The organism is Cedecea sp. P7760, from assembly GCF_013386425.1.
Taxonomy (GTDB): Bacteria; Pseudomonadota; Gammaproteobacteria; order Enterobacterales; family Enterobacteriaceae; genus Cedecea; species Cedecea selenatireducens.
Genome location: NZ_JACARU010000013.1, coordinates 22889 through 48756, shown reverse-complemented (window position 1 = coordinate 48756; position 25868 = coordinate 22889). Strand labels below are relative to the sequence as shown.

26 protein-coding genes are annotated in these 25868 nt (G+C 55.9%); 8 read left to right on the top strand and 18 right to left on the bottom strand.

Features of this window, described 5'->3' with window-relative positions; translation table 11 throughout:
- Window positions 1–14: 14 nt before the first annotated feature.
- Window positions 15–1418: an MFS transporter gene (locus HX778_RS05325; protein ID WP_176981459.1), complete on the top strand. Its 1404-nt coding sequence runs from the start codon at window positions 15–17 to the stop codon at window positions 1416–1418.
- Between the two features lie 29 nt (window positions 1419–1447).
- On the opposite strand, the gene HX778_RS05320 is transcribed toward HX778_RS05325, so the two are convergent.
- Both HX778_RS05320 and HX778_RS05315 read right to left on the bottom strand, forming a co-directional pair.
- Window positions 1448–2089 (bottom strand): DNA-binding protein, encoded by a 642-nt coding sequence (locus HX778_RS05320; RefSeq protein WP_176981458.1) that lies wholly within the window; start codon window positions 2087–2089, stop codon window positions 1448–1450.
- 31 nt (window positions 2090–2120) lie between these two features.
- Window positions 2121–2591: a GNAT family N-acetyltransferase gene (locus HX778_RS05315; RefSeq protein WP_176981457.1), complete on the bottom strand. Its 471-nt coding sequence runs from the start codon at window positions 2589–2591 to the stop codon at window positions 2121–2123.
- A gap of 110 nt (window positions 2592–2701) precedes the next feature.
- Between HX778_RS05315 and dsbG the strand changes: the two genes are divergently transcribed.
- Window positions 2702–3466, top strand: a complete 765-nt coding sequence (gene dsbG, locus HX778_RS05310) for a thiol:disulfide interchange protein DsbG (protein WP_176981456.1) — start codon at window positions 2702–2704, stop codon at window positions 3464–3466.
- A gap of 3 nt (window positions 3467–3469) precedes the next feature.
- On the opposite strand, the gene HX778_RS05305 is transcribed toward dsbG, so the two are convergent.
- The 8 genes from HX778_RS05305 to sad all read right to left on the bottom strand — a co-directional run bounded on the left by HX778_RS05305 (window position 3470) and on the right by sad (window position 12666).
- Complete coding sequence (locus HX778_RS05305) at window positions 3470–4405, bottom strand: zinc-dependent alcohol dehydrogenase family protein (RefSeq protein ID WP_176981455.1); 936 nt, start codon at window positions 4403–4405, stop codon at window positions 3470–3472.
- A gap of 92 nt (window positions 4406–4497) precedes the next feature.
- Window positions 4498–5022: a GNAT family N-acetyltransferase gene (locus HX778_RS05300; protein ID WP_038472433.1), complete on the bottom strand. Its 525-nt coding sequence runs from the start codon at window positions 5020–5022 to the stop codon at window positions 4498–4500.
- A gap of 114 nt (window positions 5023–5136) precedes the next feature.
- Window positions 5137–5457, bottom strand: a complete 321-nt coding sequence (locus HX778_RS05295; protein WP_255483342.1) for a diguanylate cyclase domain-containing protein — start codon at window positions 5455–5457, stop codon at window positions 5137–5139.
- A gap of 40 nt (window positions 5458–5497) precedes the next feature.
- Complete coding sequence (locus HX778_RS05290) at window positions 5498–6550, bottom strand: diguanylate cyclase (protein WP_176981453.1); 1053 nt, start codon at window positions 6548–6550, stop codon at window positions 5498–5500.
- An 84-nt stretch (window positions 6551–6634) separates the two neighbouring features.
- Complete coding sequence (locus tag HX778_RS05285) at window positions 6635–8116, bottom strand: GGDEF domain-containing protein (protein WP_038472438.1); 1482 nt, start codon at window positions 8114–8116, stop codon at window positions 6635–6637.
- Between the two features lie 449 nt (window positions 8117–8565).
- On the bottom strand, window positions 8566–9492 hold the full coding sequence (gene glsB / locus HX778_RS05280) for a glutaminase B (RefSeq protein WP_038472441.1): 927 nt from the start codon (window positions 9490–9492) through the stop codon (window positions 8566–8568).
- Between the two features lie 69 nt (window positions 9493–9561).
- A complete protein-coding gene (locus tag HX778_RS05275; protein ID WP_176981452.1) occupies window positions 9562–11163 on the bottom strand; it encodes a methyl-accepting chemotaxis protein in 1602 nt (533 codons plus the stop codon).
- A gap of 111 nt (window positions 11164–11274) precedes the next feature.
- Entirely contained in the window at window positions 11275–12666 is a 1392-nt protein-coding gene (gene sad / locus HX778_RS05270) for a succinate-semialdehyde dehydrogenase (protein WP_176981451.1), read from the bottom strand.
- Between the two features lie 101 nt (window positions 12667–12767).
- On the opposite strand from sad, the gene HX778_RS05265 reads away from it, so the two are divergent.
- Window positions 12768–13619 (top strand): LysR family transcriptional regulator, encoded by an 852-nt coding sequence (locus HX778_RS05265; protein WP_038472451.1) that lies wholly within the window; start codon window positions 12768–12770, stop codon window positions 13617–13619.
- A 164-nt stretch (window positions 13620–13783) separates the two neighbouring features.
- Here HX778_RS05265 and HX778_RS05260 read toward each other — a convergent pair whose 3' ends face one another.
- Window positions 13784–14575, bottom strand: a complete 792-nt coding sequence (locus HX778_RS05260; protein WP_176981450.1) for a PhzF family phenazine biosynthesis protein — start codon at window positions 14573–14575, stop codon at window positions 13784–13786.
- A gap of 195 nt (window positions 14576–14770) precedes the next feature.
- Between HX778_RS05260 and HX778_RS05255 the strand changes: the two genes are divergently transcribed.
- On the top strand, window positions 14771–15970 hold the full coding sequence (locus tag HX778_RS05255) for a sugar transporter (RefSeq protein ID WP_176981449.1): 1200 nt from the start codon (window positions 14771–14773) through the stop codon (window positions 15968–15970).
- 48 nt (window positions 15971–16018) lie between these two features.
- Here HX778_RS05255 and HX778_RS05250 read toward each other — a convergent pair whose 3' ends face one another.
- Window positions 16019–16687, bottom strand: a complete 669-nt coding sequence (locus HX778_RS05250) for a MarC family NAAT transporter (protein ID WP_038472459.1) — start codon at window positions 16685–16687, stop codon at window positions 16019–16021.
- Between the two features lie 184 nt (window positions 16688–16871).
- Here HX778_RS05250 and marR point away from each other — a divergent pair, with 184 nt between their 5' ends.
- The 3 genes from marR to marB are packed head-to-tail and all read left to right on the top strand — an operon-like array spanning window position 16872 to window position 17971.
- Window positions 16872–17306 carry a multiple antibiotic resistance transcriptional regulator MarR gene (marR, locus tag HX778_RS05245; protein ID WP_038472462.1) on the top strand — a complete coding sequence of 145 codons (435 nt, stop codon included), beginning with the start codon at window positions 16872–16874 and terminating at the stop codon, window positions 17304–17306.
- Between the two features lie 21 nt (window positions 17307–17327).
- The gene (gene marA, locus HX778_RS05240; RefSeq protein WP_038472465.1) at window positions 17328–17720 is read left to right on the top strand and encodes an MDR efflux pump AcrAB transcriptional activator MarA; all 393 of its coding nucleotides are present in this window, start codon (window positions 17328–17330) and stop codon (window positions 17718–17720) included.
- A 38-nt stretch (window positions 17721–17758) separates the two neighbouring features.
- Complete coding sequence (marB, locus tag HX778_RS05235; RefSeq protein ID WP_038472467.1) at window positions 17759–17971, top strand: multiple antibiotic resistance regulatory protein MarB; 213 nt, start codon at window positions 17759–17761, stop codon at window positions 17969–17971.
- A gap of 43 nt (window positions 17972–18014) precedes the next feature.
- Here the strand turns inward: marB and eamA are convergent, their stop codons facing one another.
- On the bottom strand, window positions 18015–18917 hold the full coding sequence (eamA, locus tag HX778_RS05230) for an O-acetylserine/cysteine exporter (RefSeq protein WP_176981448.1): 903 nt from the start codon (window positions 18915–18917) through the stop codon (window positions 18015–18017).
- A 198-nt stretch (window positions 18918–19115) separates the two neighbouring features.
- On the opposite strand from eamA, the gene HX778_RS05225 reads away from it, so the two are divergent.
- The gene (locus HX778_RS05225) at window positions 19116–20330 is read left to right on the top strand and encodes an MFS transporter (RefSeq protein ID WP_176981447.1); all 1215 of its coding nucleotides are present in this window, start codon (window positions 19116–19118) and stop codon (window positions 20328–20330) included.
- A 15-nt stretch (window positions 20331–20345) separates the two neighbouring features.
- On the opposite strand, the gene HX778_RS25280 is transcribed toward HX778_RS05225, so the two are convergent.
- From HX778_RS25280 to urtB, 5 genes are all read right to left on the bottom strand, one after another.
- The gene (locus HX778_RS25280; RefSeq protein ID WP_176981446.1) at window positions 20346–21524 is read right to left on the bottom strand and encodes a GNAT family N-acetyltransferase; all 1179 of its coding nucleotides are present in this window, start codon (window positions 21522–21524) and stop codon (window positions 20346–20348) included.
- Between the two features lie 94 nt (window positions 21525–21618).
- The gene (gene urtE, locus HX778_RS05215) at window positions 21619–22317 is read right to left on the bottom strand and encodes an urea ABC transporter ATP-binding subunit UrtE (protein ID WP_038472474.1); all 699 of its coding nucleotides are present in this window, start codon (window positions 22315–22317) and stop codon (window positions 21619–21621) included.
- 9 nt (window positions 22318–22326) lie between these two features.
- Complete coding sequence (gene urtD, locus HX778_RS05210) at window positions 22327–23124, bottom strand: urea ABC transporter ATP-binding protein UrtD (protein WP_176981473.1); 798 nt, start codon at window positions 23122–23124, stop codon at window positions 22327–22329.
- The gene (urtC, locus tag HX778_RS05205; RefSeq protein ID WP_176981445.1) at window positions 23124–24197 is read right to left on the bottom strand and encodes an urea ABC transporter permease subunit UrtC; all 1074 of its coding nucleotides are present in this window, start codon (window positions 24195–24197) and stop codon (window positions 23124–23126) included. Before urtC ends, urtD begins: the two co-directional genes overlap by 1 nt.
- Window positions 24197–25768, bottom strand: coding sequence for an urea ABC transporter permease subunit UrtB (gene urtB / locus HX778_RS05200; RefSeq protein WP_176981444.1), 1572 nt, complete (start codon window positions 25766–25768; stop codon window positions 24197–24199). Before urtB ends, urtC begins: the two co-directional genes overlap by 1 nt.
- Between the last annotated feature and the right edge of the window lie 100 nt (window positions 25769–25868).

The following is a 25868-nucleotide window of genomic DNA, read 5'->3' as shown; positions in this document are numbered from 1 at the left end:
GGTAAGGAACCATTATGGAATTATTTTCAACCCAGCCAGGCGATGAAGGTTTACCCGGTCGCCAGCGCCTGATGGCGATGCTTGCCGTGATGACGACCGTGACGATGGCCGTATTCGATGGTTCGATGGTGAACATCGCGCTACCCAACATCGCCAAAGCGCTCGGCGTGTCTGCCAGCGATGCCGTTTGGGTGGCTAACGGCTACCTGCTTGCCGCCGCCATGACGCTGGCGATTTTCGCCGCGCTGGCTACCCGGCTGGGCTTCAGGCAAATATTTGTTTTCGGTCTGGGCCTGTTTACCCTGGCATCCGCGGGCTGCGCGCTGTCTTCTTCACTCGATATGTTAGTGATAATGCGGGTCTTACAGGGAGTCGGTGGCGCAGCGGTGCTGAGCATTTCCCCGGCAATCCTTCGTTCGATATTCCCAAACCGCCTGCTGGGCAGGATCCTGGGGCTTAACGCCTTTTTAATCGCCACCAGCACGACCATTGCCCCGCTGCTTGGCGGGACGCTGCTTTCCACGCTGGGTTGGGAATGGCTTTTTGCGGTGAATATACCGTTAGGCATTGTGGCGCTCGTCCTGAGCCTGCGGGTGCTGCCTGGTGCAGCAGTTATCAATCCTAAGCCCTTCGATTATGCTGGCGCTATTCTTTCGGCCCTGTTGCTGGGCTCGCTGATCATGGCCGCCGACAGCTTTACCAAAAGTGAAGGCATAATTTCGGCAATAAATTACAGCGTCATCTCATTATTTGCCGGGATGGCCTTTGTCTGGCGTGAGCGTCGTGCCGCACAGCCCCTGCTTCCGCTGACGCTGTTCGCCTCTTCGAGATTTTCGCTGGCGGCCATGACCTCGCTGGCTTCGTTCATCGGGCAAGGGATAACGTTTGTTGCCCTGCCGTTTTTATTCCAGAACGTTTATGGCTACAGCGCCTTTGCTTCAGCCCTGCTCTTTACGCCCTGGCCGGTCGGTATCATGCTCGCGGCGCCGCGTGCCGGGCGACTTGCCGACAAGCATTCGCCGGCGCTTATCGCCACCACGGGTTTAGGCGTGTTTACGGTTGGCCTGGTGCTTTTAGCCCTGTTGCCTGTCCACGCTCAGGCATGGGACATCGGTTTACGTAGCCTGGTGTGCGGCATTGGTTTCGGCATTTTCCAGAGTCCTAATAATCGGGAAATGATGGCGAACGCCTCGCGGGAAAACAGCGGTTACGCCTCGGGCATACTGGCCATTATGCGGACTTTCGGCCAATGCCTGGGCGCGGCGATCGTAGGGATTATTCTGGCAATTTACGGCAACGCAATATGGCAGGAGCCGCAGGCGATTCGACTCAGCCTTTGGGTTGCTGCAGGTGCGACGCTGTTGGCCATTAGCTTAAGTAGCCTGCGCACAAGGAAGCTAAAACAGCCGGGTTTCTGAGGGACCAGGATCGCCGTTAGCTACTTTCCCTACCGTGCGATTTCAGGGTTTAAGCTATAGGTCGGGATTGTTCTGATGGTGCCCGTCAGGCTATCGAAAACGTTGCGTTCCGCCGTGGCTATTGCCATGCCGGACTGCCTCAGAACGGAAATATCGGCCGCGATACGCTGCAGCCCAAGCCAGAACAGGCCGTCCAGGGCGTTGACCTGCAGCCCGGACTCTAGGGCAATTTTCAGCCGCTCTCTAGGGTTTCTGACCTGCAGCGCAATCTGCTGGTAAGCCGTCGCCGGGGTTCCGCCCGGCTCAATCCGGCGTATGCGGTTAGAAAAACGGTAGCGGAAGGCATCTGGCACGGCGCTAAGATCCGCCTTTATGCTGTAGACCTCACCGCGTTTATTGTCGTTAATGACCACGCTTTTCTGACTTAACTGCAGCTCATCGCGCAGCTTGTCGATTAACTGGGGCGCCCGCAGAAGCAACAGGCGAAAAGGCAGTTCAAAGCTGGTGACGTAATCCACGTTGAGCAGCGCCAGGCGCAGGCGCTGCTCCGCATCCTGAGGCTCTCTGTGGTATTCCTCCCTGACCTCTTCCCACTGCCGACTGAGGCGCGGCGTCTCTTCAATTTCCGTAAAACTGTACTTTTCAATCTGATAATCGATACGGTCGCTCATGAGGGCACCTTTTACGTTTTTAGTTTTCAGGCTAAATGTCGCAACTCATTTCAAAGCAGCGCAGAGATGCCCCGGCCAGTGCCGAAGGGTAAAGGCTTTCTTTTACGATGCTAAATCCTTGCGTCAGGTAAAAATCGCGGGCGTTCGGCGTGGCAGACAGCGTTAACGTGGTCATGCCCCGTGTTTTCGCCTCCTGCTTTATAGCGCCCATAATCTGCTTTGCCAGACCTTTGCCTGTATATGCTGGCAAGGTAAATACCGCTTCTACAGCACAATTTTCCAAATCCAGATAACCCGTCGCGACCGGCTCGCCGTTTTCATTCTCGGTCACAAAAAAAGGATTATTAATTATCTCGTGAAGGTAACCCGCAGGCATTAGCTCCGGCGTCCAGGCCTGCAGCACATCTTCGGGATAAACATCCCGGCAGCCGAAGCGAATAGCCTCGTTTCTTATCACCCACAGCGCCTGCGCCTCATCGGGTATGGCTCGTCTGATTGTCACCGGCTGGCCTCCGAAATGCTCGGTTACTTAAAGGAAAGTAAGTCTGATGACTTCGCGTAAAAAGGAATGCTACCCTTTGATGAAAATAGCATTTAATCAAGGACTGCTCGATGAAAAAAATCTCCGCCGTGTCCGTTTCACTGGCCCTGCTTTTTAACGCCACGGCGTTTGCCGCCGACGGTAAATTGCCTGCCCCCATTGAAGCATTAGAGAAACAGGGCTTCGAAATAAAAGGGGAATTTAAAGCGCCCGGCGATCTACAGGGCTATGCGATGCAGTACCAGGGGCAAGGCACAACCGTTTATCTGACGCCGGACAAACAGCACGCCATCATGGGTAACCTGGTAGATGCCGCAGGCAAAAACCTGAGCGACGCGGAAGTCGAGAAGTTTGTCTATGCCCCGATGGCGAAAGAGATGTGGCAGAGCCTCGAAAAGCACCGCTGGATAGCCGCCGGGGATGCAAAAGCGTCGCGCATTGTTTACGTGTTTGCCGATCCGTACTGCCCGTACTGCACCCAATTCTGGGAACAGGCTCAGCCCTGGCTGAAGTCCGGTAAAGTTCAGCTGCGCGTGCTGTTAGTCGGCATGCTGCGCCCGGACAGCGGCCAGAAAGCCGCCGCGATCCTCATGTCGAAAGATCCGGCGAAAACGCTGGCCGACTATGAGAACAGCAAAGGCAAGCTGGCGCTGCAAAAGCCGGAGAAGATCGACCCGGTTATCGGGGAAGCGTTAAAAGATAACCTTACGCTGATGGATGACCTGGGCGGCAACGCCACGCCGTCAATCTACTACCTGAACGCCGAAGGCCGCCTGCAGCAGCATCAGGGCATGCCGGACGCCGAAACGCTCAACACCATTTTGGGCGATAAATAACGTCTACAGTTTTAACAGCGGTTTGCGCTGGCGGCCGGGTTCATGGAACAGCGCCAGCGCAAGCCGCCACTCCTCCAGTTTATAAACCTCTGCTTCTGGCTGCTGAGTCTCGCGCAGCAGTTGCCACAGGGAAGAAAACCAGCCCTGCCATTCCTCAACCGGCGTTACCGCCAGCGTATCCCGCAGATGAAATCGCTGCGCCGTGATATGCCTTCCACGCGGAGAGAAGCCCTTACCGCTGAGCAGGCCGTAAGAAATCATTACCGCCCGGCTATTGAGGTGATCGAGCATCAAAGTGGCTAATTCGCCCCCTACCGCGTCATAAACCACATCGACCTGCCTTGCCACTTCAGCGATTGCTCTGCTGTCGCCGCTGTCCAGAGGAATAATGCCCAGCTTGAGTAACGCCGGAAGATGATCTGGCGAACGGTAAATACCATAAACTTCTGTCGCACCCTGTCTTTTCGCCCACTGAGCCAGCAAGCCAGCACAGGCCGAGCCAGCGGCGGTCACCAGCACTCGTTTTCCCATAACCGGCCATCTTTCCAGCATCAGCCAGGCAGCCAGCGGATTGATATAGCCTCGCGCCGCAAGCTCATCTGGAATACTGTCCGGTACAGGCACTGCCCACTGAGTCGGGCAATCAACCCAGCGCTGCCAGGTCCCTTCACCGCGCAGAGGTAACACTCGCCGGCCGATCCATTGCGCAGAGTCAGCCTGTTCGACGACGCCGACGCCTTCATAGCCGACAATCCGCGGCGGAAAAACCCGGTGACGATAGGCGCCGGTAATGGGGATCAGGTCGGAGGGATTAACCGGCGCATAGTGCATGCGCACCCTTAACGTACCGGGAATAAACGGTGTCAGCGGAGCGTGTTCAAGGGTCAGAACCTGTTCAGGCTCACCAAACTGCCGGAACCAGAGCGCTGTGTTTTCCATACTAAAGTGCCTGCAACTGCCATATTGCGGGCACTATAGCATGCCTGAAGGGGGTTAAAAGCGACGGTCAAGTGACACTGTCACTTGTTGAATCACAAGTTCCGGTAATAAATCGTGGTAGAACACGGGCTGCCGTCCGGCATCAGCGCATAGTTTGGCAGATCGCCAACGCGCTGCCAGCCCATGCCCTGATAGAAAATTTCGGCATCGCTGCCGGTGGCGGTATCCAGCACCAGAACCGACTTGCCATGGGTCGTGGCCACGGCTTCAAGATAGCCCATCAGCCGCTGAGCAATGCCTCTCCGCCGTGCCGCGCGGTGAACCAGCAGCTTGGAAACGTCCGCCCGGTGCGGCTGGTTTTCCGGCTGGCTGGTGATAAGCTGCACGGTGCCGACAATGCGCCCTTGCCCGTCTTCGGCGACAATCACCGTTCTCTCTCCCCGACTTACGCTTTGCCCGACATCGTCCCAAAAAGCAGCCGCTTTCTCCGGCGACAAAGGATGTAAAAAGCTGACCGAAGCCCCGCCTTCCACGCAGTCAATTAATACGTCCGTTAATTCTGCCGTAACGTCTGCAAACTCACAGGCCTTGAGGGAACGAATCCGATACTCGGGCACAGCGACTCCTGAATGTTAGTTTAAGTTGTCGGGACGGTTGATGTAGAAATAACAATGGGCCAGATTACTGGCTAATGCGGGCAACTACTATTAAGAAGGTATACGGAATTGTTATTACAGTTGATTTCGTGACGGTGTTCTGACGCTTCTTGCCTGACGCATGGCCTGATCGACCTCGTTGACCAGATCCTCAAGGCTGAGATGCCGTTGAGGGGCATACTCCACGCATCCCCAGTTAAAACCCAGCGCCCAGGGGTGTTCTGCCCGCTGGTTAAACGCCGAAACCTTGCCCTCAAGATGCTGCATCGCGATAAACGCGCCCTCTTCGCTGGTGCCGTTAAACAGCAGGATAAACTCATCGACGCCCTGACGGTTCAACAGGCCAGTCAGTTCATCGGTCATCGCGGTATTCAGCATGTCATCTCCCCGGCGCAGACAAATAACCTACTCTGCATACAGTTTAGATGAACATTTCTCAGGCCGCGTAAATACGGTTTTTACCGGCGCGCTTGGCGTTGTAAAGGGCATCATCCGCCGCTCTCAGCCACTCGACGGCATCCGGCATCTCTTTAGTCGCACAGGCAATGCCGATGCTTAGGGTACAGAAGGCGTTTTTTTCCGGCAGCACGCGAACGTTAATGGACTCCAGCAGGATCCGCTGCGCAATGCCCTCGGCTTCTTCCAGCGAAGTATTCGGCATCAGAACCACAAACTCGTCGCCGCCGAGGCGGGCCGGGGTATCGCTTGAACGCGTAACCACGCGCAGCACGTCGGACACCGCCATCAGGATTGAATCACCGACTTTATGTCCGAAACGATCGTTCACTTCTTTGAAATTGTCGATGTCGATAAACATCAGCGCCGAACTTCCGCAGGCAATCCGTAATCGCGCCAGCTCATTGCCAATTTTACGCTCCAGCAGGCGGCGGTTTGCGATCCCGAGCAGAGGGTCCATCATGGCGATATTTTCCAGCTCACGGCTTTTTTGCCGCAGCTTCAGCGAGATGGAAGCGGTTAGCATGCTGAGCGCGATGGTGTAAATGGCGATAAGCGGCAGCGTGGCGTACATCGTGCGGGCAGAAACCGCCGGGTTGAACGGCATTCCGTGGCTTATCCAGGTGAGTGAAAACGCCAGCAGCATTGCCACCATCGCCCTGACCATCAGCGGTTTTCCTCCAGCGGCCAGCCTGTCGGAGACCAGAATGGTGACAATCGCCACTGAAGGCAGCGCACTGAGCGACATCATGGCAATCCAGAAGCCCCCCGCCGCCGCATCTATGACCAGATTCTGCTTTTCACCGGTGACCGGAGAGGAGGAAAAACGCGCTTTCAACAGCGCCACGTGTGGCCAGACAAAAGCGTTGACCGCTAACAGGGCGACAATCGCCAGAGAAGCCTGTTGCTCGTGCAACACCGAAAAGATAGGCAAAAAGCACAGCAGCGTGCCCAACATCCGCATGATATACATACGATTAATGAAACGAGAGCCCTGCGTTCTGGCTTTTTTGTGAGGATCGGGTGTACTCATAAATTTCTCAGGCAAACGAACCAGCAACGACGAACTGAGCGGTAATACTACTCGATAATAAAGGATCGAAAATGAACATGCTTATTATGAATCGCTAATATGCGATGCCGGTAGCTCATCGGCATTTTGGCTGCTCGAGCTGGTCTTATTGCGTCCCTGCCGTTTCGACAGATACAGATTTTTATCTGCTTCAGGGATCAGCTGATTAAACGTTGCTTCCAGCGTGTTATTGCCCAGCGTGGCCTCAGCCAGGCCGATACTCACGGTAATAAACAGCGACCGCTGCTCGTAATGGAAGCTGCTTGCTTCAATGGTTTTTCGAATCTGCTCGGCTATCTCAAAACCCTGCTTCGGATCCCGGGTTCGGCACACCACCACAAACTCTTCCCCGCCAATACGTGCCACCATTCCCCGATTGCCCACGGTATCCAGCACCCTGGCAGCAAAAGAGGCCAACACCATATCGCCGCACTCGTGACCCCAGCTGTCGTTTATACGCTTGAAGAAATCAATATCCAGCAGCATGACGCACAGCAGCGGCTGCCCGATATCTGGCTGCTGGCGCGCGCTACGTTTGAGCGCTTCAAACAGGCCTGAGCGCGAATAAACGCCGGTCAGGTAGTCATAATCCGCCCGCAGCGACGTTTGCTTGATCAGTTGATTAATTGCATCCACGCTGATGGAAACAATCAGCGGGCAAATGGCGATGGTGGCGATGCCCAGACGGGCGGAGAACATCTGATCCACCAGCAACAGCGGCTGCTCGGAGTGAAGATTGATCGCCGCATGGGCCACCAGCACAATTTCCACCGCCCCGGTAATCAACGTTAATAGCGCGGTGACCGGGAGCGGATAGCGTATGGCACACCAGATAAGCGCCGGCAATGGAAACGCCAGGCTGCCCGCGCCACCGATAATCATCGCCGTGAAGACGGCAATCACGACGGCAAAAAGCGGATACATATCGGATGGCACAATGCCGGACAGCTTACGCCAGGAAGGCCAGCTTGCGGTCAGCAAGCACGGCAGCATCAGCACGCCGGTTGAAAACTGCTCGCTGACCCAGTCGGCATACAGCGGCATAAACTTTTCATGGTAATCACCACTAATACCCAGCGAGCCCACCGCGCCAAATAACGAAGATAATATGGCGGCAATCAGCGAGAAATTAAAAATATTAAACGCATTTAGCGCCCAATTGCTCTCGTCCATATTGCGTGAATAACGCAACAATAAACGCGCGGCGGTGACAATAAAGACCATATTGGAAAAGTTAATGATCGTCGACTGCCAGCCCCACTGCGTGGTGAAAGCGTCGTAAACCAACATCGCCGCATAGCAAATAAAATAGTAAACGGCTTTATTCAGCCACGGATTGCGGACAAAGATGGCCGCCAGCACCGCATTCAGCGGCCAAAATAGCGACAGATCGTTAACCAGGCGTAGCGAAGCGCCAAAAAAGTAAAACAGCGTGGTCAGAGCAAAAACACTGATGGCATTTAACAGCATTTTTTCTGGGGAAAAGAATAAAAACTTGGATCGATTAACCATGCTATCCTGGTTCATATTTATTCATCACCGCTGAAAATAAATAGCGCCATCAGGTGATTGCGAAAATAAGCATTAGCTTAGCATGTTTACCCAGCTAACAACCCCCGGGCATTGAGAGAAAGAGGAAAATTCACTCAACCTGCCAGCGCACAGCATCAACTATCAGCCATAAGCTAAATTTTTGCCACCTTCTGCAGACCACTGCATTCAGGGCAGGATTTGCGACTAACAATTCACACTTATCGCCAATGAATAATTAGCAGACTCAGGTTTAACCGATGTTTAAAGTGACTGGCTTATAGTCCCTGAACGAAGGATTTCCCGGAGTCAAAATGCGTAAAACCCCCTGGGCGGAGCGATTGCTTATCACCGCCATTATGATAGCCGTGCTGGCCACCGTTAGCCTGGTTGGCGTGCTATGGTTGCGCATACCGGGATTGTTGCTGCTGTAATGCCAGAACAGTTTAAAAAATAGAACGCCCAATGCGCTGAGAAAGAATTTCCAGCGCGGCAGTCCCCGCCAGAGAGTTACCGGAAGCGTCCAGCTCCGGGCACCACACGGCGATAGACATCTCGTTCGGCACGTTGGCGATAATACCGCCGCCCACGCCCGATTTCCCCGGCAGACCTACGCGATAAGCAAATTCACCCGCACCGTCATACATGCCGCTGGTTATCATCAGCGCATTAATTTGCCGTGCGTGCTGGGCGGAAATCACCGGCTCATCGAGATCCAATGCCCGTCCCTGATTTGCCAGGAACAAAAACGTTTTGGCTAATTCGAGGCAGCTCATTTCCAGAGAACAAAAATGGAAATAGGCTTGTAGCACCGCAATCACGTCATTTTCGAAATTGCCAAAAGACTTCATCAGCCAGGCAATAGCGGCATTTCGCGCCGAATGCTCGAATTCGGAACGCGCCACGCGCGTGTTATAGACTAGATCCTCAGCGCCGGAAAGCTGACGAACCACCTCGAGCATGCGCTGCTTAGGCGCACTGAGGCGGGTTTGCAGCATATCGCAAACGACCAGCGCACCTGCGTTAATAAACGGGTTACGGGGCTTGCCCTGCTCAAGCTCAAGCTGCAAAAGGGAATTAAAAGGCTGCCCGGAGGGCTCTTTGCCTACGCGCTGCCAGATTTCATGCTCTTCATAGCGCCCCATTGCCAGCGTCAGGCTTAGTACTTTAGAGATCGACTGAATGGAAAAGCGTTCTGTGGCATCTCCGGCGCTAAAGAATTCACCGTCAACGGTACAGATAGCAATGCCCAGCTTATTGCCGGAGACTTCTTCCAGGGCTGGAATATAGTTCGCCACTTTCCCTTTTCCCAGCAAAGGGCGAACCTGGTCGAGGATCTCTTCCAGTAACTGATTGTCTAATTGAACCGGCACCGTGCTCTCCTGAGCGATATATTTAGCGGCGCAAGTATATCAGAGCCACGGGCCGATAATAAAACGAACTCAGGCAGTCATCTGAAAGCGGGCAACGGCTTTTTCAAGGCGCTGCGATTCATCCAGCAAACGCTGAGAAGTGTTTGCCGAAGCTTTTATCAGCTGCCCCGTTTGATTCACCGCCTGATTCAGCGTGGTTATCCGCGTCGTAACATGATGCACGCTGGCCCCCTGGTCTACGGACGCGCTGGAAATTTCATTCAGCAGGCCGCTAAGACGCGTAACCAGCGCGATAACATTCTTCAACTGCGTCTCAAGTTCAGACACCGCCTCGCTGCCCTGCTCGATACCCTGCAGCGAGTTATTGATTAACGCCTGAATGTTTCTGGTCGACTGACTGCTCTGCTTAGCAAGCAGGCCCACCTCGCGAGCAACCACGGCGAAACCACGCCCCTGATTGCCCGCATGAGCGGCTTCAATCGCGGCGTTCAACGCCAGAATATTGGTCTGGAACGCCACGTTATCAATCATTGCCACGATGCCGCGCATCTCTGATGAACGGGCGACAATATCCTGCATAGACATATTTACCGTGTGCATCATCTGATCGCCCCCGGCCACCATCTCACGCGCTTCATCTGCGCGCTGGTTCGCCTGAATAGCGTACTGGCTATTTTCCTGTACGCGGGACTCCAGCTCGGTAATATGCAGCGTAACCTTCTCCAGCTCCTGCTCCTGCTGAGAAGACTGGCTGGACAACTCATTGTTACCTTCGGCAAGCTGACCGATGTTGCTCAACAACGTCGCGGACGATTCACGAACCTCCAGCACCAGTTGCTGAATGCCCTGCTGCATTTCCAGTACGCTGCCGTGTAGCTGCTTCACTTCACGGTTCACCAGTTTTCTTTCGGCGGGCAAACGGGACAAGTCACCGGCAGCCAAAACATGCAGATGCTCAATCAGGCCGCGCAGCGGACGAATCACCCAGCGGGCCACGCCCAGCCAGACGGTAATCGCCACCGCCAATAAAATGCCCAGCGCGATGATGAACAGCGTTTGCGCCTGGCTCAGGCTACCCAGTAAAGCATGGCCGGCCTGCGCGGTTTGTTTCTCACCGTCGGTCTGGTAATGCGCATACTGTTCGTTGAAGTCAGACTGAAACGCCTGAATGGGTACTTCGAAAAACGCATCGATTGAGGCATGTTTTTGCATGCCATCCAGCTGCTCTTTTAACCCGCCTGAGAACAGCTGATAGCTATTGGCCAGCGGCTCGCTGCCTTGCGGATGCAGCTGTTGCCAGGCGGCAAAGTTTTGCTGCGACATCTTCAGCGCCGCGTCAGCTTCATCTACCAGGCTATTCCAACTGCCAACGGAGCCGGTTTCTTTGTCCTGCATAAAGTAAACGCCCGCCCGGTTTAACAGGTCGCTGGTCATTAACAAAGATGTTCTGGCTTTCTCCATGACGACCTGCTGCCGATGAAGCTGATTGCTTTCAAGCACGCTCTGGCGGGTTTCATGCAGGATATTAGAAAGGGAGACGGTGGAGAGAATTTGCAGCATGGAAAAGAGTGCGATAACGCCAACCACCCCGCTCAGTAACCCAAACTCGCGAGGACGTCGGGCGAAAAGTTTGAAGGGGTTTAAACGGCGAAAAATTTGGCTTATGTTCATGATTTTCTTCAGTAACACAACGATGCGGCGAGTGTACTGAGCGAAAATGACAGAATTATTTCATTTCAATGACAAACAGGGCCACCTGCGCGGTGGCCCCCTCATAGAAAACTACCGGCGATCCTTCCACACGGTCTGAATATTACAGAACTCATGCAGGCCAAAGTGGGAAAGCTCACGGCCAAACCCGCTCTTTTTCACCCCGCCAAACGCCACGCGCGGGTCGCTGGCGCTGTAGCCGTTGATGAACACGCCGCCGCACTCAAGGCGAGCCGCCATCTCCAGCGCAAGCTGCTCATTGGCGGTATAAACCGTGGCAGAAAGCCCGTAATCACTGTCGTTCGCCAGTGCAAGAGCGTGCTCGCTGTCACGGGCAACGGTAATGGCGGCTACAGGGCCAAACAGCTCCTGACGGAACGCGGTCATTTCCGGCGTGACATTGGTCAGCACGGTTGGCGCATAGTAGTTGCCCTCGCCGGGCAGCTTGTCCCCGCCGGTCAGCAGTTTTGCGCCCTGCTTAAGTGACGTTGTCACCTGCTCGTGCAGCTCATCACGCAGATCGTAGCGCGCCATCGGCCCGATGCGGTTAGCCTCGTCCACCGGCGAACCTAACTGATAGCTTTTCAGCTCGGCAACAAAGCGGTCGGTAAAGGCTTCGGCTATCCCGGCTTCAACAATAAAGCGCTTTGCCGCCGCACAAACCTGCCCGGTATTCTGGAAACGCCCGGCCACCGCGGCCTTAACGGCTTCGTCCAGATCTGCATCGTTGAGCACGATAAACGGATCGGAACCGCCCAGCTCCAGCACGCATTTTTTCAGCGCTGCGCCCGCCTGAGCGCCAATCGCTGCCCCGGCTCTGCCGCTGCCGGTTACCGTCACGGCGGCAACACGCGAGTCGTTAATCGCCTGGCTTACCCCTTCGGGCGTGACGTTCAGCAGCTCGAACAGCGACGACGGGAACCCGGCATCCGTGAACATCTGGCGGATAATGTCGGCGCAGCCCATCACGTTTGGCGCATGCTTCAGAATATAGCTGTTCCCGGCCAGCAGAATCGGCACAGCGCCGCGCAAAACCTGCCATAGCGGGAAGTTCCAAGGCATCACCGCCAGAATTGGCCCAAGCGGACGGTACTCGATAACCGCGTTGTTATTTTCAACCTGAGTCGTTTCCGCGCCTAACATCGCCGGGCCATGCTCTGCGTACCAGTCGCAAAGATTGGCTGACTTAGCCACTTCGGCACGCGCCTGCAAAATCGGCTTGCCCATTTCGGCGGCAATCATTTGCGCCATGGCCTCGGCATGTTTACGCACCGCAGCACCTAAATCACGCAGCTTCTGCGCTCTCTCGCTCAGCGGCGTAGCCCGCCATGCATTAAACGCCTGATGGTTGCGGGCCAGCGCGGCATCAATCTGTGCTGCGTTCTCAAAAGGATAAACCGCAATGCGCTCACCGGTAGCGGGATTGCGTGAAATGGCGTGGGTTTGCCCGGTTACTGATTGCATGGTGGTGCCTCGACAGGTGAATGAGATGTTAACAGTAGCCTTGAGGCGTAAAGTTTAAAAATGAATAATACTAAGCAAACCCTTCACGATTTGAGAAAGCTATGGATCTGACCCAGCTGGAAATGTTCAACGCCGTCGCAGAAACCGGCAGCATCAGCGCCGCCGCACAGCAGGTGCATCGCGTCCCGTCGAATCTCACGACCCGCATCAAGCAGTTGGAGGCCGACCTGGGCGTGGCGCTGTTTATCCGCGAGAACCAGCGCCTGAAGCTCTCGCCGTCCGGCCACAGTTTTCTGGCCTACAGTAAACGCATCCTGGCGCTGGTGGATGAAGCGCGAATGGTGGTATCCGGCGATGAGCCTCAGGGACCGCTCGCGCTCGGTTCGCTGGAAAGCACGGCGGCGGTACGCATTCCCGGCCTGCTGGCAAGCTTCAACCAGCGCTACCCGAAAATTCACCTTTCGCTGGCTACCGGCCCCTCAGGTGACCAGATTGACGGCGTACTCGAAGGCCGGCTTTCTGCCGCCTTTGTTGACGGCCCGGTGCTGCATCCTTCCCTTGAGGGCGTGGCGGTGTATCGCGAAGAGATGACCATCGTCGCGCCTGCAGACCATGCCCCGATTCACAGCGGCGCGGACGTTAACGGCGCGAGTATTTATGCCTTTCGGGCCAACTGCTCCTACCGCCGCCATTTTGAAAGCTGGTTCCACGACAGCCAGGCCATGCCGGGCAAGATCCACGAAATGGAGTCTTACCACGGGATGCTGGCCTGCGTTATTGCCGGGGCGGGGCTGGCGCTGATGCCAAGAAGTATGCTGGAGAGTATGCCGGGTAGCCATCAGGTGAGTACCTGGCCGCTGCCGGAGGATAAGCGTTATCTGGATACCTGGCTGCTGTGGCGTAGAGACGCTAAAACCCGCCAGCTTGAAGCTTTTATTTCCCTGCTGGAATAGCTCCCGCGGGCGGGGGCAAACGCCATCAGCCCTTTTTAACGGTGATGCTCCAGCTGGCATCAATGTACAAAGGCTAGCATGGACGGGCTCAACAATAATCGCGCCTGATCAGCTAGCCTTTATGAGCTGAATTCATCAATCGTTGATAACTATGCAGGGATTCGCTAACGCAGCAGCACTTTGCCAATCAGATAGGTGACCGCTTTGCCGCCGATCAGCACGCGCTCGCCTTTGTACTGGCAGCGCAGATCGCCGCCGCGATAAGAGACCTGCCGCGCCAGCAGATGCGTTTTGTTCAGTTTATCCGCCCAGTAAGGGATCAGCATGCTGTGGGTAGAACCGGTGACGGGATCTTCCGGCACTGACTCGCCTGGGCAGAAAAAGCGGCTGACAAAATCATATTCACCCTCACCTTTCGCGGTAATACAGACCATTTTTTCCAGCGGGATCATGGCGTTGATATCAGGCTGAATAGCTTCTACTTCCGCCTGGCTTTCCAGCACCACCAGATAATCACGCCCTACGCGTAGCTCTTTGCACTCGCTGATGCCAAGCGTTGCCAGCAGCTCAGGCAGCGGCGCTACCTGTTGCGTTTCCCAGGCGGGGAAATCCAGCGTCAGCCATTCGCCGTTACGCGTCACGGTCAGCGGGCCAACAAAACGCGTGCTGAAATGAATCACCGATTCAGGGTAATCGAGATGCTCAAAGATGACGTGTGAAGCGGCAAGCGTGGCGTGCCCACAAAGGTCGATTTCTCCCTGCGTGGTAAACCAACGCAGCTCAAAGCCCTCGTCTGTGGTCACAAAGAAAGCCGTTTCCGACTGATTATGCTGTTGGGACATTTTCAGCAGCGTGTCATCCGGCAGCCATTCACTGAGCGGGCAAAGGGCGGCGGCGTTACCGCCAAAGGTGGCGTCGGCGAAGGCATCTACCATATAAAAGTCAATTGCTTGCATCGTGATAACTCCTGCTTTTCATTGTTATTTTCTCACCGCCTACCATGACACACTCGCCTGCACCGCGCTGCTTTTTTCTTGCTCAGGTCTGGCAGAGTCGTAAATGAGACATAAATCACAAAATCGGTTGTGCCGCCGATCTGATGGTTTTATGATCCATCCATTCCTACCGCTTATTTACCTGCCTGGCTCCTTATGACAATCACTACCGTCTCACGCAAAACGGCGTGGCTACGGGTGGTAACCCTCGCGGTTGCCGCTTTTATTTTTAACACCACCGAGTTTGTGCCTGTTGGCCTGCTGTCGGATATCGCCCAGAGCTTTGGCATGGAAACCGCGCAGGTCGGCATCATGCTGACCATCTATGCCTGGGTGGTGGCCCTGATGTCGCTGCCCTTTATGCTGATGACCAGCCAGGTTGAACGGCGCAGGCTGCTGATTGCCATTTTCCTGCTGTTTATTGCCAGCCACGTGCTGTCGTTCCTTGCCTGGAACTTTACCGTGCTGGTGATGAGCCGAATTGGTATCGCTTTCGCTCACGCGATTTTCTGGTCGATCACCGCTTCACTTGCCATTCGTATGGCGCCTGCGGGCAAAAAGGCCCAGGCGCTGAGTTTACTCGCGACCGGCACGGCGCTGGCGATGGTGCTGGGCTTACCGCTGGGCCGCATCGTCGGGCAGTATTTTGGCTGGCGTACCACCTTCTTCGCCATTGGCGTGGTGGCGGCCGTGACGCTGTTCTGCCTGATTAAGCTGCTGCCTAAACTGCCTAGCGAGCATTCGGGTTCGCTGTCCAGCGTGCCTGAGCTGTTCCGTCGGCCCGCGCTGGTCAACATTTATGCGTTAATCGCCGTGGTGGTCACCGCGCACTACACCGCCTACAGCTATATCGAGCCTTTCGTGCAGCAGGTCGTGGGGCTTAGCGCCAATTTTGCAACGCTGCTTTTACTGTTGTTTGGCGGCGCGGGCATCATCGGCAGCGTGCTGTTTGGCAAATGGGGAAATAAATACGCTTCAGGGCTGGTTTCCGGGGCGATTGCCCTGCTGGCAGCCAGCCTGATCCTGCTGTTACCCGCTGCAGGAAACGAGCTGACCCTCGCCGGGCTGAGCCTGTTCTGGGGCATTTCAATTATGATTATTGCCCTCGGGATGCAGGTGAAGGTTCTGGCCCTTGCGCCGGATGCCACCGACGTGGCGATGTCGCTGTTCTCGGGTATTTTTAATATCGGCATCGGCGCGGGCGCGCTGGTGGGCAATCAGGTCAGCCTGCATATTTCCATGGCGGATATCGGCTTTATTGGCGCAATTCCGGCGCTTGTCGCGCTGTTCTGGTCAATAATTGTGTTTCGCCGCTGGCCGGTGGCGCTGGACGAGCAGCCCCGGCCGACGCATTAACAAAAATGCCCTCATTGCGAGGGCATTTCTCTTTACATCACGCTCAAATCAGGCCGGGTAAGTCTTAATAATTTCCAGCACGCCGTTAATAATAAACTGCACGCCCATACACACCAGCAGGAAGCCCATCAGGCGGGAAATGGCCTCAATGCCGCTTTTACCGACTATGCGCATAATCGCCCCTGAACTGCGCAGGCTAGCCCAAAGAATCAGGCCTACGGCGAGGAAAATCAGCGGCGGCGCCACGGTTATCACCCAGTTGGGGAAATCAGAACCTGCGCGCACGGTGGACGCCGAACTGATGATCATCGCGATGGTACCCGGCCCGGCCGTACTTGGCATCGCCAGCGGCACAAAGGCGATATTCGCCTCGGGCTCTTCGCTCAGCTCTTCCGACTTGCTTCTCGACTCCGGTGATTCATGCGCCTTTTGCTGCGGGAACAGCATGCGGAAACCGATAAAGGCGACGATCAGCCCCCCGGCAATACGCAGGCCCGGAATTGAAATCCCGAAGGTATTCATCACCACCTGACCGGCGTAATACGCCACCATCATAATGACAAACACATTCACCGAAGCCATCAGTGCGGTGCGGTTACGCTGCCGGCTATTCATGTCTCCGGAAAGCCCAAGGAACAGCGCCACGGTGGTCAGTGGGTTAGCTAACGGCAGCAACACCACCAGGCCAAGGCCTATGGCCCTGAGTAAATCCATCATATTTTAATCCTTTTTGGTCCTTTATCGAGCGGGCTTAGCAGGTTTGAGTATAGCAGCACGGAGTTTACCGACGGTGGGTGAAGCGTTTTAGCTTTTCGTGGCATCGGCTAAACCATCACGTTGACTTATACTTGCCTCGGCAATAATATCTGCCGTGACTAATCTACTTGCCTGGGCAAACATAGTGAAAAGCACCTGTGATCTGTTTAACGAAATCATTCCCCTCGGGCGATTGATCCACATGGTGAATCAGCACAAAGACCGCCTGTTAAACGACTCGCTCTCCCCGCTGGATATTACCGCTACCCAGTTTAAGGTGCTGTGCTCTATTCACTACCAAGTTTGCATCACCCCAGTCGAGCTGAAAAAAGTGCTTTCCGTTGACCTCGGTGCATTAACCCGAATGCTGGACCGCCTGCTGTGCAAGGGCTGGATCGAGCGTTTGCCGAACCCCAACGATAAGCGCGGCGTTCTGATCAAGCTGACGCCGGAAGGCGTTGCGCTGTGTGAAGAGTGCCGAAGCCTGGTGGGGCTAAGCCTCCACAAAGAACTCACAAAAAACCTGACCGACGACGAAGTCGACACGCTTTATCGCCTGTTAACAAAGGTATTGCCGTAAAACCTGCAAAGAGGTGAAACGATGTCCAGACGCAACAATGATGCGATTACGATTCAGAGCATTTTGGGGTGGATCGAAGAAAACCTGGAAACCCCGCTCTCGCTGGAGAAGGTTTCTCAGCGGTCTGGCTACTCCAAGTGGCATCTGCAGCGGATGTTTAAGAAAGAAACCGGCCACTCGATGGGCCAGTACATCCGTAACCGTAAGCTGACAGAAATCGCGCTTAAGCTCAAAGAAAGCAACGAACCGATTCTTTACCTGGCCGAGCGCTATGGATTTGAGTCGCAGCAGACGTTAACCCGCACCTTTAAGAACTACTTTTCGGTGCCGCCGCACAAGTACCGGGTGACCCGTCTTGCCGTAGAAGGCAAGTATCTGCATCCGTACAATCAGTATTGTAGTTTGTGTAATTAATGCATCACCGCCTGTTTTACAGGCGTAATCGAGGAAATATGAAATTCATCTCCGCAGCCACCCTTCTTCTGGCCCTGGCATCGACAAACGCTCTTGCGGAGCAATCCGGCAGCTTCAACGCCACCCAGGCCAACTACGGCAACATGATCTCCTGCTCCGGCGGTCAGCTGTCTAAAGGCCCGCAGCAAACCGCTGCAGAAAAATCTGAAGAACTGGGTTCCCCTTACTATCACGGTAACGTTCGTTCATAAGATGCAGGCTAACCCGCCCGATGCTGGGCGGGTGCCGCGAACGTCAGGAAGAGACTCGTTTCACCGAACGCCTGAAGCGCAAACCAAAGACGTTGATATACAGCCCACCCATAATCAGTACCGCCCCTAACAGCTGCATTACCGTTAGCGTCTCCCCGAGCATCAGCGCGGCGCTTGCCATACCGACCACCGGCACCAAAAGCGACAGCGGCGCCACTCGCCAGGTTTCATAGCGCCCAAGCAGCGTGCCCCAAATACCGTAGCCCACAATGGTCGAGATAAACGCCAGATAGATAAGCGATAGAATGGTCGTGCTGTCGATATTCACCAGGCTTTGCAGCATAGTTTCTGGCCCATCCAGCAGCCAGCTTGCGGCAAAGAACGGCAGCACCGGAATAAGCGCGCTCCAGACGATAAGCGACATGATGGCCGGACGCGGCTCGTGCTGCATGATTTTCTTGTTGAAGATGTTGCCGAAAGCCCAGCTCAGGCCTGCCGCCAGCGTCAGCATAAATCCGAGCAGCGCCACGTGCTGCCCTGCAAAACTGCCTTCAATCAGCACCAGCACGCCGAATACCGCGAGGGTAATCCCCGCCAGCTGTTTGGCCTGAAGGCGTTCGCCAAAGAAAAACGTGCCCAGAATGATGGTGAAAAACGCCTGAGACTGCAGCACCAGAGAAGCCAGCCCGGCGGGCATACCAAACTTAATCGCGGTAAACAGGAAGGCGAACTGCCCGAAGCTGATGGTCAGCGCATAGGCCGCCAGCAGGCGAAAAGGCAGCTTCGGGCGGGCAACGAACAACATCGCCGGGAACGCCACCAGTAAAAAGCGCAGCCCCGCCAGCATCAGCGGCGGCATGTTGTGCAGCCCCAGCTTGATTGCCACAAAATTCACGCCCCAAATCACCACCACCAGCAACGCCAGCAGTCCATCTTTACGCGTCATAACCCTGCCTCTGTATTTATTATCGATTTGTAAAAAAATAAACCTTATCCGCCTGAGCAAACAGATACAGATCCCACTTTTTGCCGGGGATACAGATGTGTTGTATCGTGCCTTCGCCAAAACTGATCGCTATACCAGGCTGATTTTTCGTGATAAATCTTTCACCCTCTTATCTCATCACAATTAAAACATGCCGCCATGACCGCCCTCAGTAAACTGTTCTCAGGCAAACAACTTGCAACAACTGTGTTACTTATTTCTTCGCTGCTGCTGACCATTGGCCGGGGACTTACGCTGCCGTTTATGACCATATATCTGTCGCGCGAGTACCATATGGCGCTGAAGGATATTGGCCTGGCGATTACCGTCGCGCTGGTCGCCGGGGTGATATTCAGCCTGTGGTTTGGCATCCTTGCAGACAAATTCGATAAGAAAAAAGCCATGCTGTTGGCTATCGTCATCTTCCTCGGCGGCTTTGCGGTCATCCCGCTGGTGCATAACGCGGGACTGGTGGTGCTGTTTTACTCGATCATCAACTGCTCTTACACGGTGTTTTCCGTGGTGGTTAAGGCATGGTTCTCCGACACGCTGGACGTTAGCCTGAAACCCAAAATATTCTCCCTCAACTATACCTTCGTTAACGTCGGCTGGACGGTCGGCCCGCCGATAGGCACCTTTGTGGTGATGTACAGCACCAACCTGCCGTTCTGGCTCTCCGCGATGACCGCCCTGCTGCCAATTCTGATGATTGGTCGCTATGTAAAAAGCCAGCCGGTCAGCGCCAGCAGCGTCAATGATACGGAAGATAAGGTGCTGCCGTCTCCGCGCATGATGCTGCGCGATAAACAGCTTATGTGGTTCACCACTTCGGCTTTTTTAGGCTCGATGGTTTACGGCGCGTTCGCCGGCTGCCTGTCGCAGTACGCAATTGTTATCGGTGATACCGGGCTGGCTGAAAAAGTCGTCAGCGTCGTGCTGTCGGTAAACGCCATTGTTGTCGTCGCTTTCCAGTACTTCCTGGGGAAAAACATTCGCCCCGATAACATTAAAAAGATGATGTTCTTCGGTACGATCTTTTTCGTCTTCGGCCTTGGCGGCTTTATGATTTCAGGCACGAACCTTTGGCTGTGGGGGCTGTCTTCGCTGGTGTTTACCCTTGGCGAGCTTATCTATGCGCCGGGGGAATATATGCTTATCGACAATATCGCGCCGCCGGGGCTGAAATCCAGCTACTTTGCCGCGCAGCAGCTTGGCTGGCTCGGCGGGGCCTGTAACCCACTGGTCACCGGCCTGCTGCTGAGCTGGCTGCCGTCTTACATGCTGTTTGTGGTGCTGATGGGCACGATTTTACTGGCTTACTACGCCATCGTGATTGGCATGAATACGCCGCCCCGCCAGCCTCTCACGGCCTGACGAGGCATCATTCAACTAAACGGCTTTTTCGTATTTGATAAAGCCGGACTTCTGCGCCACTTTGTCGTACAGGGTTTGCGCCGTGGCGTTGGTTTCATGGGTATGCCAGTAAAGGCGCGAGCTGTTGTTGGCCTCTGCGTGCTGGCGTACCGCTTCAATCAGCGCCCGGCCAACGCCTTTGCCTCTTGCCTGCGGGGCCGCAAACAGATCCTCGAGATAGCAGTACTGGGTTGCTGACCAGGTGCTGCGGTGATAGAGGAAGTGGGTGAATCCCAGCATGTTCCCCTGCTCGTCGAAGGCGCCCAGGCCCCCTACCGGCTCTTGCTCATTCAGCATGCGCTGCCAGGTTAAATCCGTGACGTTGTCACTTATTTGTGCGTCGTAGAAGGTCAGGTAGCCCTGCCAGAGTGCTTGCCACGCTTCGCGGTCGTCCGCCGTTAACGGGCGCACGTCTACCCGACGAGCGGGTTCGCTTTTCTGGCGGCTAAGTGCATCGCGAATAGCCGCCAGCCCTGTACGCTGCACGCCGTTGGTCATATTTTCCGGGGACAGCCAGCTCTCAAAAGCGAGCTTCACCAGCGGCCATTCACCATCGGTGATGGAGAACCAGGCCGTATCGCGAGTGCGCCCTTTGTAAATCCCCATCTGGCGGAATACGCCCTCAAAGCGGAAACCAAACCGCAGCGCCGCGCGACGGGAAGGTCCGTTCAGGCTATCGCACTTCCACTCGTAGCGGCGGTAACCCAACACTTCAAAGGCATACTTCATCAGTAAGAAATGCGCTTCCGTAGCCTGAACGGTACGCTGTAGCAGCGGGGAGAACACCACAAACCCGACTTCAATACTGCCGTTCGCCGGGTCAATACGCATCAGCGACAGCGTGCCAAGCGCTTTGCCGCTGGCGTTATCCACAACGGCAAAATGGAAAGGATCTGCACTTTGCCCGGCGCCGGTGATGTAGCTGATAAAATCGGCCTCGTTATCAAACGGCCCAACGCTCAGGTAAGTCCAGCCACGCGAATCTTCGGCCTGGCTCCAGGCCTGCCAAAGCTGTGCCCCATGCCGCTCCACGCTCAACGGTTCGAGGCGGCAAAACTGCCCGTTTAAGGTGACGCGTTCCGGCAGCGGGCGTCGCTGCCAGTCAGGGAGAGATAAGCCAATCGGCTGCTGGAAACTGTTGACGGTAAAAGACATGCTAACCTCTGGAATTCGATAGTGAATATCAAAAACTATAGGCGCGTAGAGGTTCAGCCGAAAGGGCCACAATCATTAAATTTTGGCAGACCACTTATATCGCCACCAGTCCCCGGACGCCGTCCTGTTCCATCGCGCTGCCGTCGCCACGCTGGACTATCTCCCCCCGCGACATCACCAGGTACTGGTCGGCAAGCTCTGCGGCAAAATCATAAAACTGTTCCACCAGCAGAATAGCCATATCGCCCCGCCCGGCGAGATGCCGAATCACCTGGCCAATCTCTTTAATGATCGACGGCTGTATCCCTTCCGTGGGCTCATCCAGAATCAGCAACTGCGGCCTACAGGCCAGCGCACGGCCAATCGCCAGCTGCTGTTGCTGCCCGCCGGAGAGATCGCCCCCGCGCCTGAGCCTCATCTCTTTCAACACCGGAAATAGCTGGTAAATCTCGTCCGGCACGGCCTTTGCTTCGCCCCCGGAAAAGCGCGACAGCCCCATCAGCAGGTTTTCTTCCACCGTCAGCCGGGGAAAGATATCTCTCCCCTGAGGAACGTAGGCGATGCCCGCCTGAACGCGCTGGTGCGGCCTGCGCTGGGTTATTGTCTGCCCCTGCCAGCTGATGCTGCCGCCCTTCACAGGCACAAGCCCCATCAGGCATTTCAGCAGCGTGGTTTTCCCCACGCCGTTACGCCCGAGCAGGCAGGTCACTTCCCCCACGCGCACCTCAAAGCTGACGCCGCGCAAAATATGGCTGCCGCCGTAATACTGGTTAAGCTCATTCACCTGCAGCATGTTTGCTCCTTAGCGCCCAAGATAGACCTCGATAACCTGCTCATTCGCCTGCACCTCACGCAGAGATCCTTCCGCCAGCACCTGGCCCTGATGCAGCACGGTGACGTGGTCAGCGATAGTTTCGACAAAGCCCATATCGTGCTCAACCACCATCAGCGAGTGCTTGCCCGCCAGGCTGCGGAACAGCTCCGCCGTGTACTCTGTTTCGGCATCCGTCATGCCCGCTGCAGGCTCGTCCAGCAGCAGCAAATGCGGTTCCTGCACCAGCAGCATGCCGATTTCCAGAAACTGTTTTTGCCCGTGAGAAAGCAGCCCCGCCCGGCGATGGCGTTCTCCCGTCAGCCGGAGCGTGATTAACATTTCGTCGATACGATCGCGCTGTTCGCCGCTGAGCTTTGCCCGCAGGCTTGCCCACACGGATTTATCGTTTTTCTGCGCAATTTCCAGATTTTCAAAGACCGTGAGCGCCTCAAAGACCGTTGGCTTTTGAAACTTACGGCCAATTCCTCGTTGGGCGATTTCGATAGGCTCCAGCCGCATCAGGTCGATGGACTGATCGTAAAAAGCCTTGCCGCTTTGGGGTTTGGTTTTGCCGGTGATCACATCCATCAGCGTAGTTTTTCCCGCGCCGTTAGGGCCAATCACGCAGCGCAGCTCGCCCACGCCGATGTTCAGCGACAAATTGGTCAGCGCCTGGAAGCCGTCAAAGTTAACGTTGATCTTTTCCAGCGCCAGCACCGGGTCGGTTTGCTCGCGAAAGCGGTCCGTAGGATGCTGGCGGGTAAACAGGGATTCGGCGGGCTGCATCATTTCTCTCCTTTGCGCAGCAGGCCAATGACCCCGCGCGGTAAAAATAGCGTCACCAGAATAAATATCACGCCGAGAAACAGCTGCCAGTACTCCGGCACCGCCATGGTGAAGTAGCTTTTAGCCCCGTTCACCAGCCCTGCGCCCAATACCGGGCCAATTAGCGTGCCGCGCCCGCCCAGCGCCACCCAGATGGCGGCCTCAATCGAGTTGGTCGGTGACATCTCACCGGGGTTAATAATGCCGACCTGCGGGACATACAGCGCCCCGGCCAGCCCGCAAAGCACGGCGGAAAGCGTCCACACCAGCAGCTTGAAGCCTTTCGGATCGTAGCCGCAGTAGGTCAGCCGGTTTTCCGCATCACGCACCGCCGTCAGAATGCGGCCAAACTTGCTGCGTGCCAGCCAAAAGCCTAGCCCGACGCTTGCCACCAACAGCAAAACGGTGGCGATAAACAGCCCGATTCGCGTGCCGGTTGCCGTCACCGGCATCCCCAACAGCGTGGTAAACCCGGTAAAGCCGTTATTGCCGCCAAAGCCGGTTTCATTGCGGAAAAACAGCAGCATCCCCGCGTATGTCAGCGCCTGGGTCATGATCGAGAAGTAAACGCCCTTAATCTTTGAGCGAAAGGCGAAATAGCCGAAAACAAACGCCAGCAGCCCCGGAATCGCCATTGCCAGCAGCAGTGCCCAGGCGAAGTGCTGCGTCCCCCACCAGTACCACGGCAGCTCGCTCCACGAGAGAAACGACATAAAACCGGGCAGCCCGTCACCTGCGGCCTGGCGCATCAGGTACATCCCCATGGCGTAGCCGCCGAGGGCAAAAAACAGGCCGTGACAGAGGGAGAGTAACCCGGCATAGCCCCAGACTAAATCCAGCGCCACTGCCACGGTGGCATAGCAGAGGATCTTGCCGACAAGCGTCATAGTGTAGGTCGACAGGCTGAACGGATTGCTGCCGGGCAACAGCGTCAGGAACGGCAGCGTCAGCAGCAAAACCACCAGCAGCGTGCCCAAAACCAAAGTCAGGCGCGGCGCTTTACGTCCGAGCGTTAAAGTCAGCGGCATAGTCATCAGTCAATGACCCTCCCTTTGAGCGCGAACAGCCCCTGAGGACGTTTCTGAATAAACAGCACGATCAGCCCCAGAATAAGAATCTTACCCAGCACCGCGCCGATTTGCGGCTCGAGTATTTTGTTAAAGATGCCCAGCCCGAACGCCGCAGCCACGCTACCAGCAAGCTGCCCCACGCCGCCGAGCACCACCACCAGGAAGGAGTCGATGATGTAGCCCTGCCCAAGCTCCGGGCCAACGTTACCCAGTTGAGAAAGCGCCACGCCGCCCAAACCTGCAATGCCTGACCCAAGCCCGAATGCGAGCATATCCACACGCCCGGTGGACACGCCGCAGCACGCCGCCATCGCGCGGTTTTGCGTTACGGCGCGCACGTTCATCCCCAGCCGCGTTTTGTTCAGCAACAGCCAGGTAAACAGCAGCACCAGCAGCACAAAACCCAGCACCACCAGGCGATTCCACGGCAGGATCAGGTTCGGTAGCACCTGCAGGCCGCCCGACAGCCAGGCCGGGTTAGCCACTTCCACGTTCTGAGCGCCAAACAGCATGCGCACGATCTGGATCAGCATCAGGCTGATGCCCCATGTCGCCAGCAGCGTTTCCAGTGGGCGACCGTACAAATGACGAATAATCGTGCGCTCAAGCGCCATGCCGATCCCGGCGGTGACGGCAAAAGCCACCGGTAGCGCGACCAGCGGATAAAACGCCAGCCACGCCGGAGCAAACTGCTGGAACCCGGCCTGAACAAGCCAGGCAGAGTACGCGCCAAGCATCAGCATTTCGCCGTGAGCCATGTTGATCACGCCCAGCAGGCCGTAGGTAATTGCCAGGCCGAGCGCGGCCAGCAGCAGAATCGAGCCAAGGGAAAGCCCCATAAACGCCTGACCAAGGATTTCACCCAGCCTCTGGCGATGCTCAATTTTACGCAGACCCTCTGTGGCGGCCTGGCGCACCTCCGCATTCGGCTCCGCGCTTGCGTCGGTTAATGGTTTGAGCAAAGCCTCAGTTTCCGGGTCGCTGGACTGGCTCAGAAGCTTTACCGCATCCAGACGCACTTCTGCCTGCGGACTTGCCAGCTCCAGACGGGCAATCGCCAGCCCAAGCGCTTCCCGCACGCTTTGCTCTTTTTCTGCGTTTATACGCTGCTGAAGAATCGGGAGTAATTCCGGCGGAGCCTCTTTCTGCAAGGCTTTAGCCGCATTTAAACGCATAGAGACGTTGTCACTTATCAATTGATGGCTCGCCAGCGCCCCGGCGACCAGCACACGAAGCCTGTTGGTCAGCCGCAGCTTTTTTGTCTCGCCCTGCGGTTGGGCCTCATCCCCTAATGGAGTCAGGCCTGCGTCGGTCTGGTTAAAGGCCGAGTGCCCGTCGGTGACCAGCGTTTCCTGCTTAAGCGCGTTGAGCAGCGGCAAGCGAGCGGGATCGGGCGATAGCGTCCAGTTCTGGAGCAGCTCCGCCTGAGCCGTACGATTCGCGGTCGAAAACGTCTCCGCGTCACCGGCGGCGGCAAGCCCCGGCAATAAAGCGGCCACAACCAGCAGCAGCCGGGCCAGTGTTGCTAACGTCATGGCGTTCTCCTGTTTGATTTCACCCTGTTGCCCCTCACCCTAACCCTCTCCCCAGAGGGGCGAGGGAATAAAGAATTTAACCCTCTCCCCAGAGAGGCGA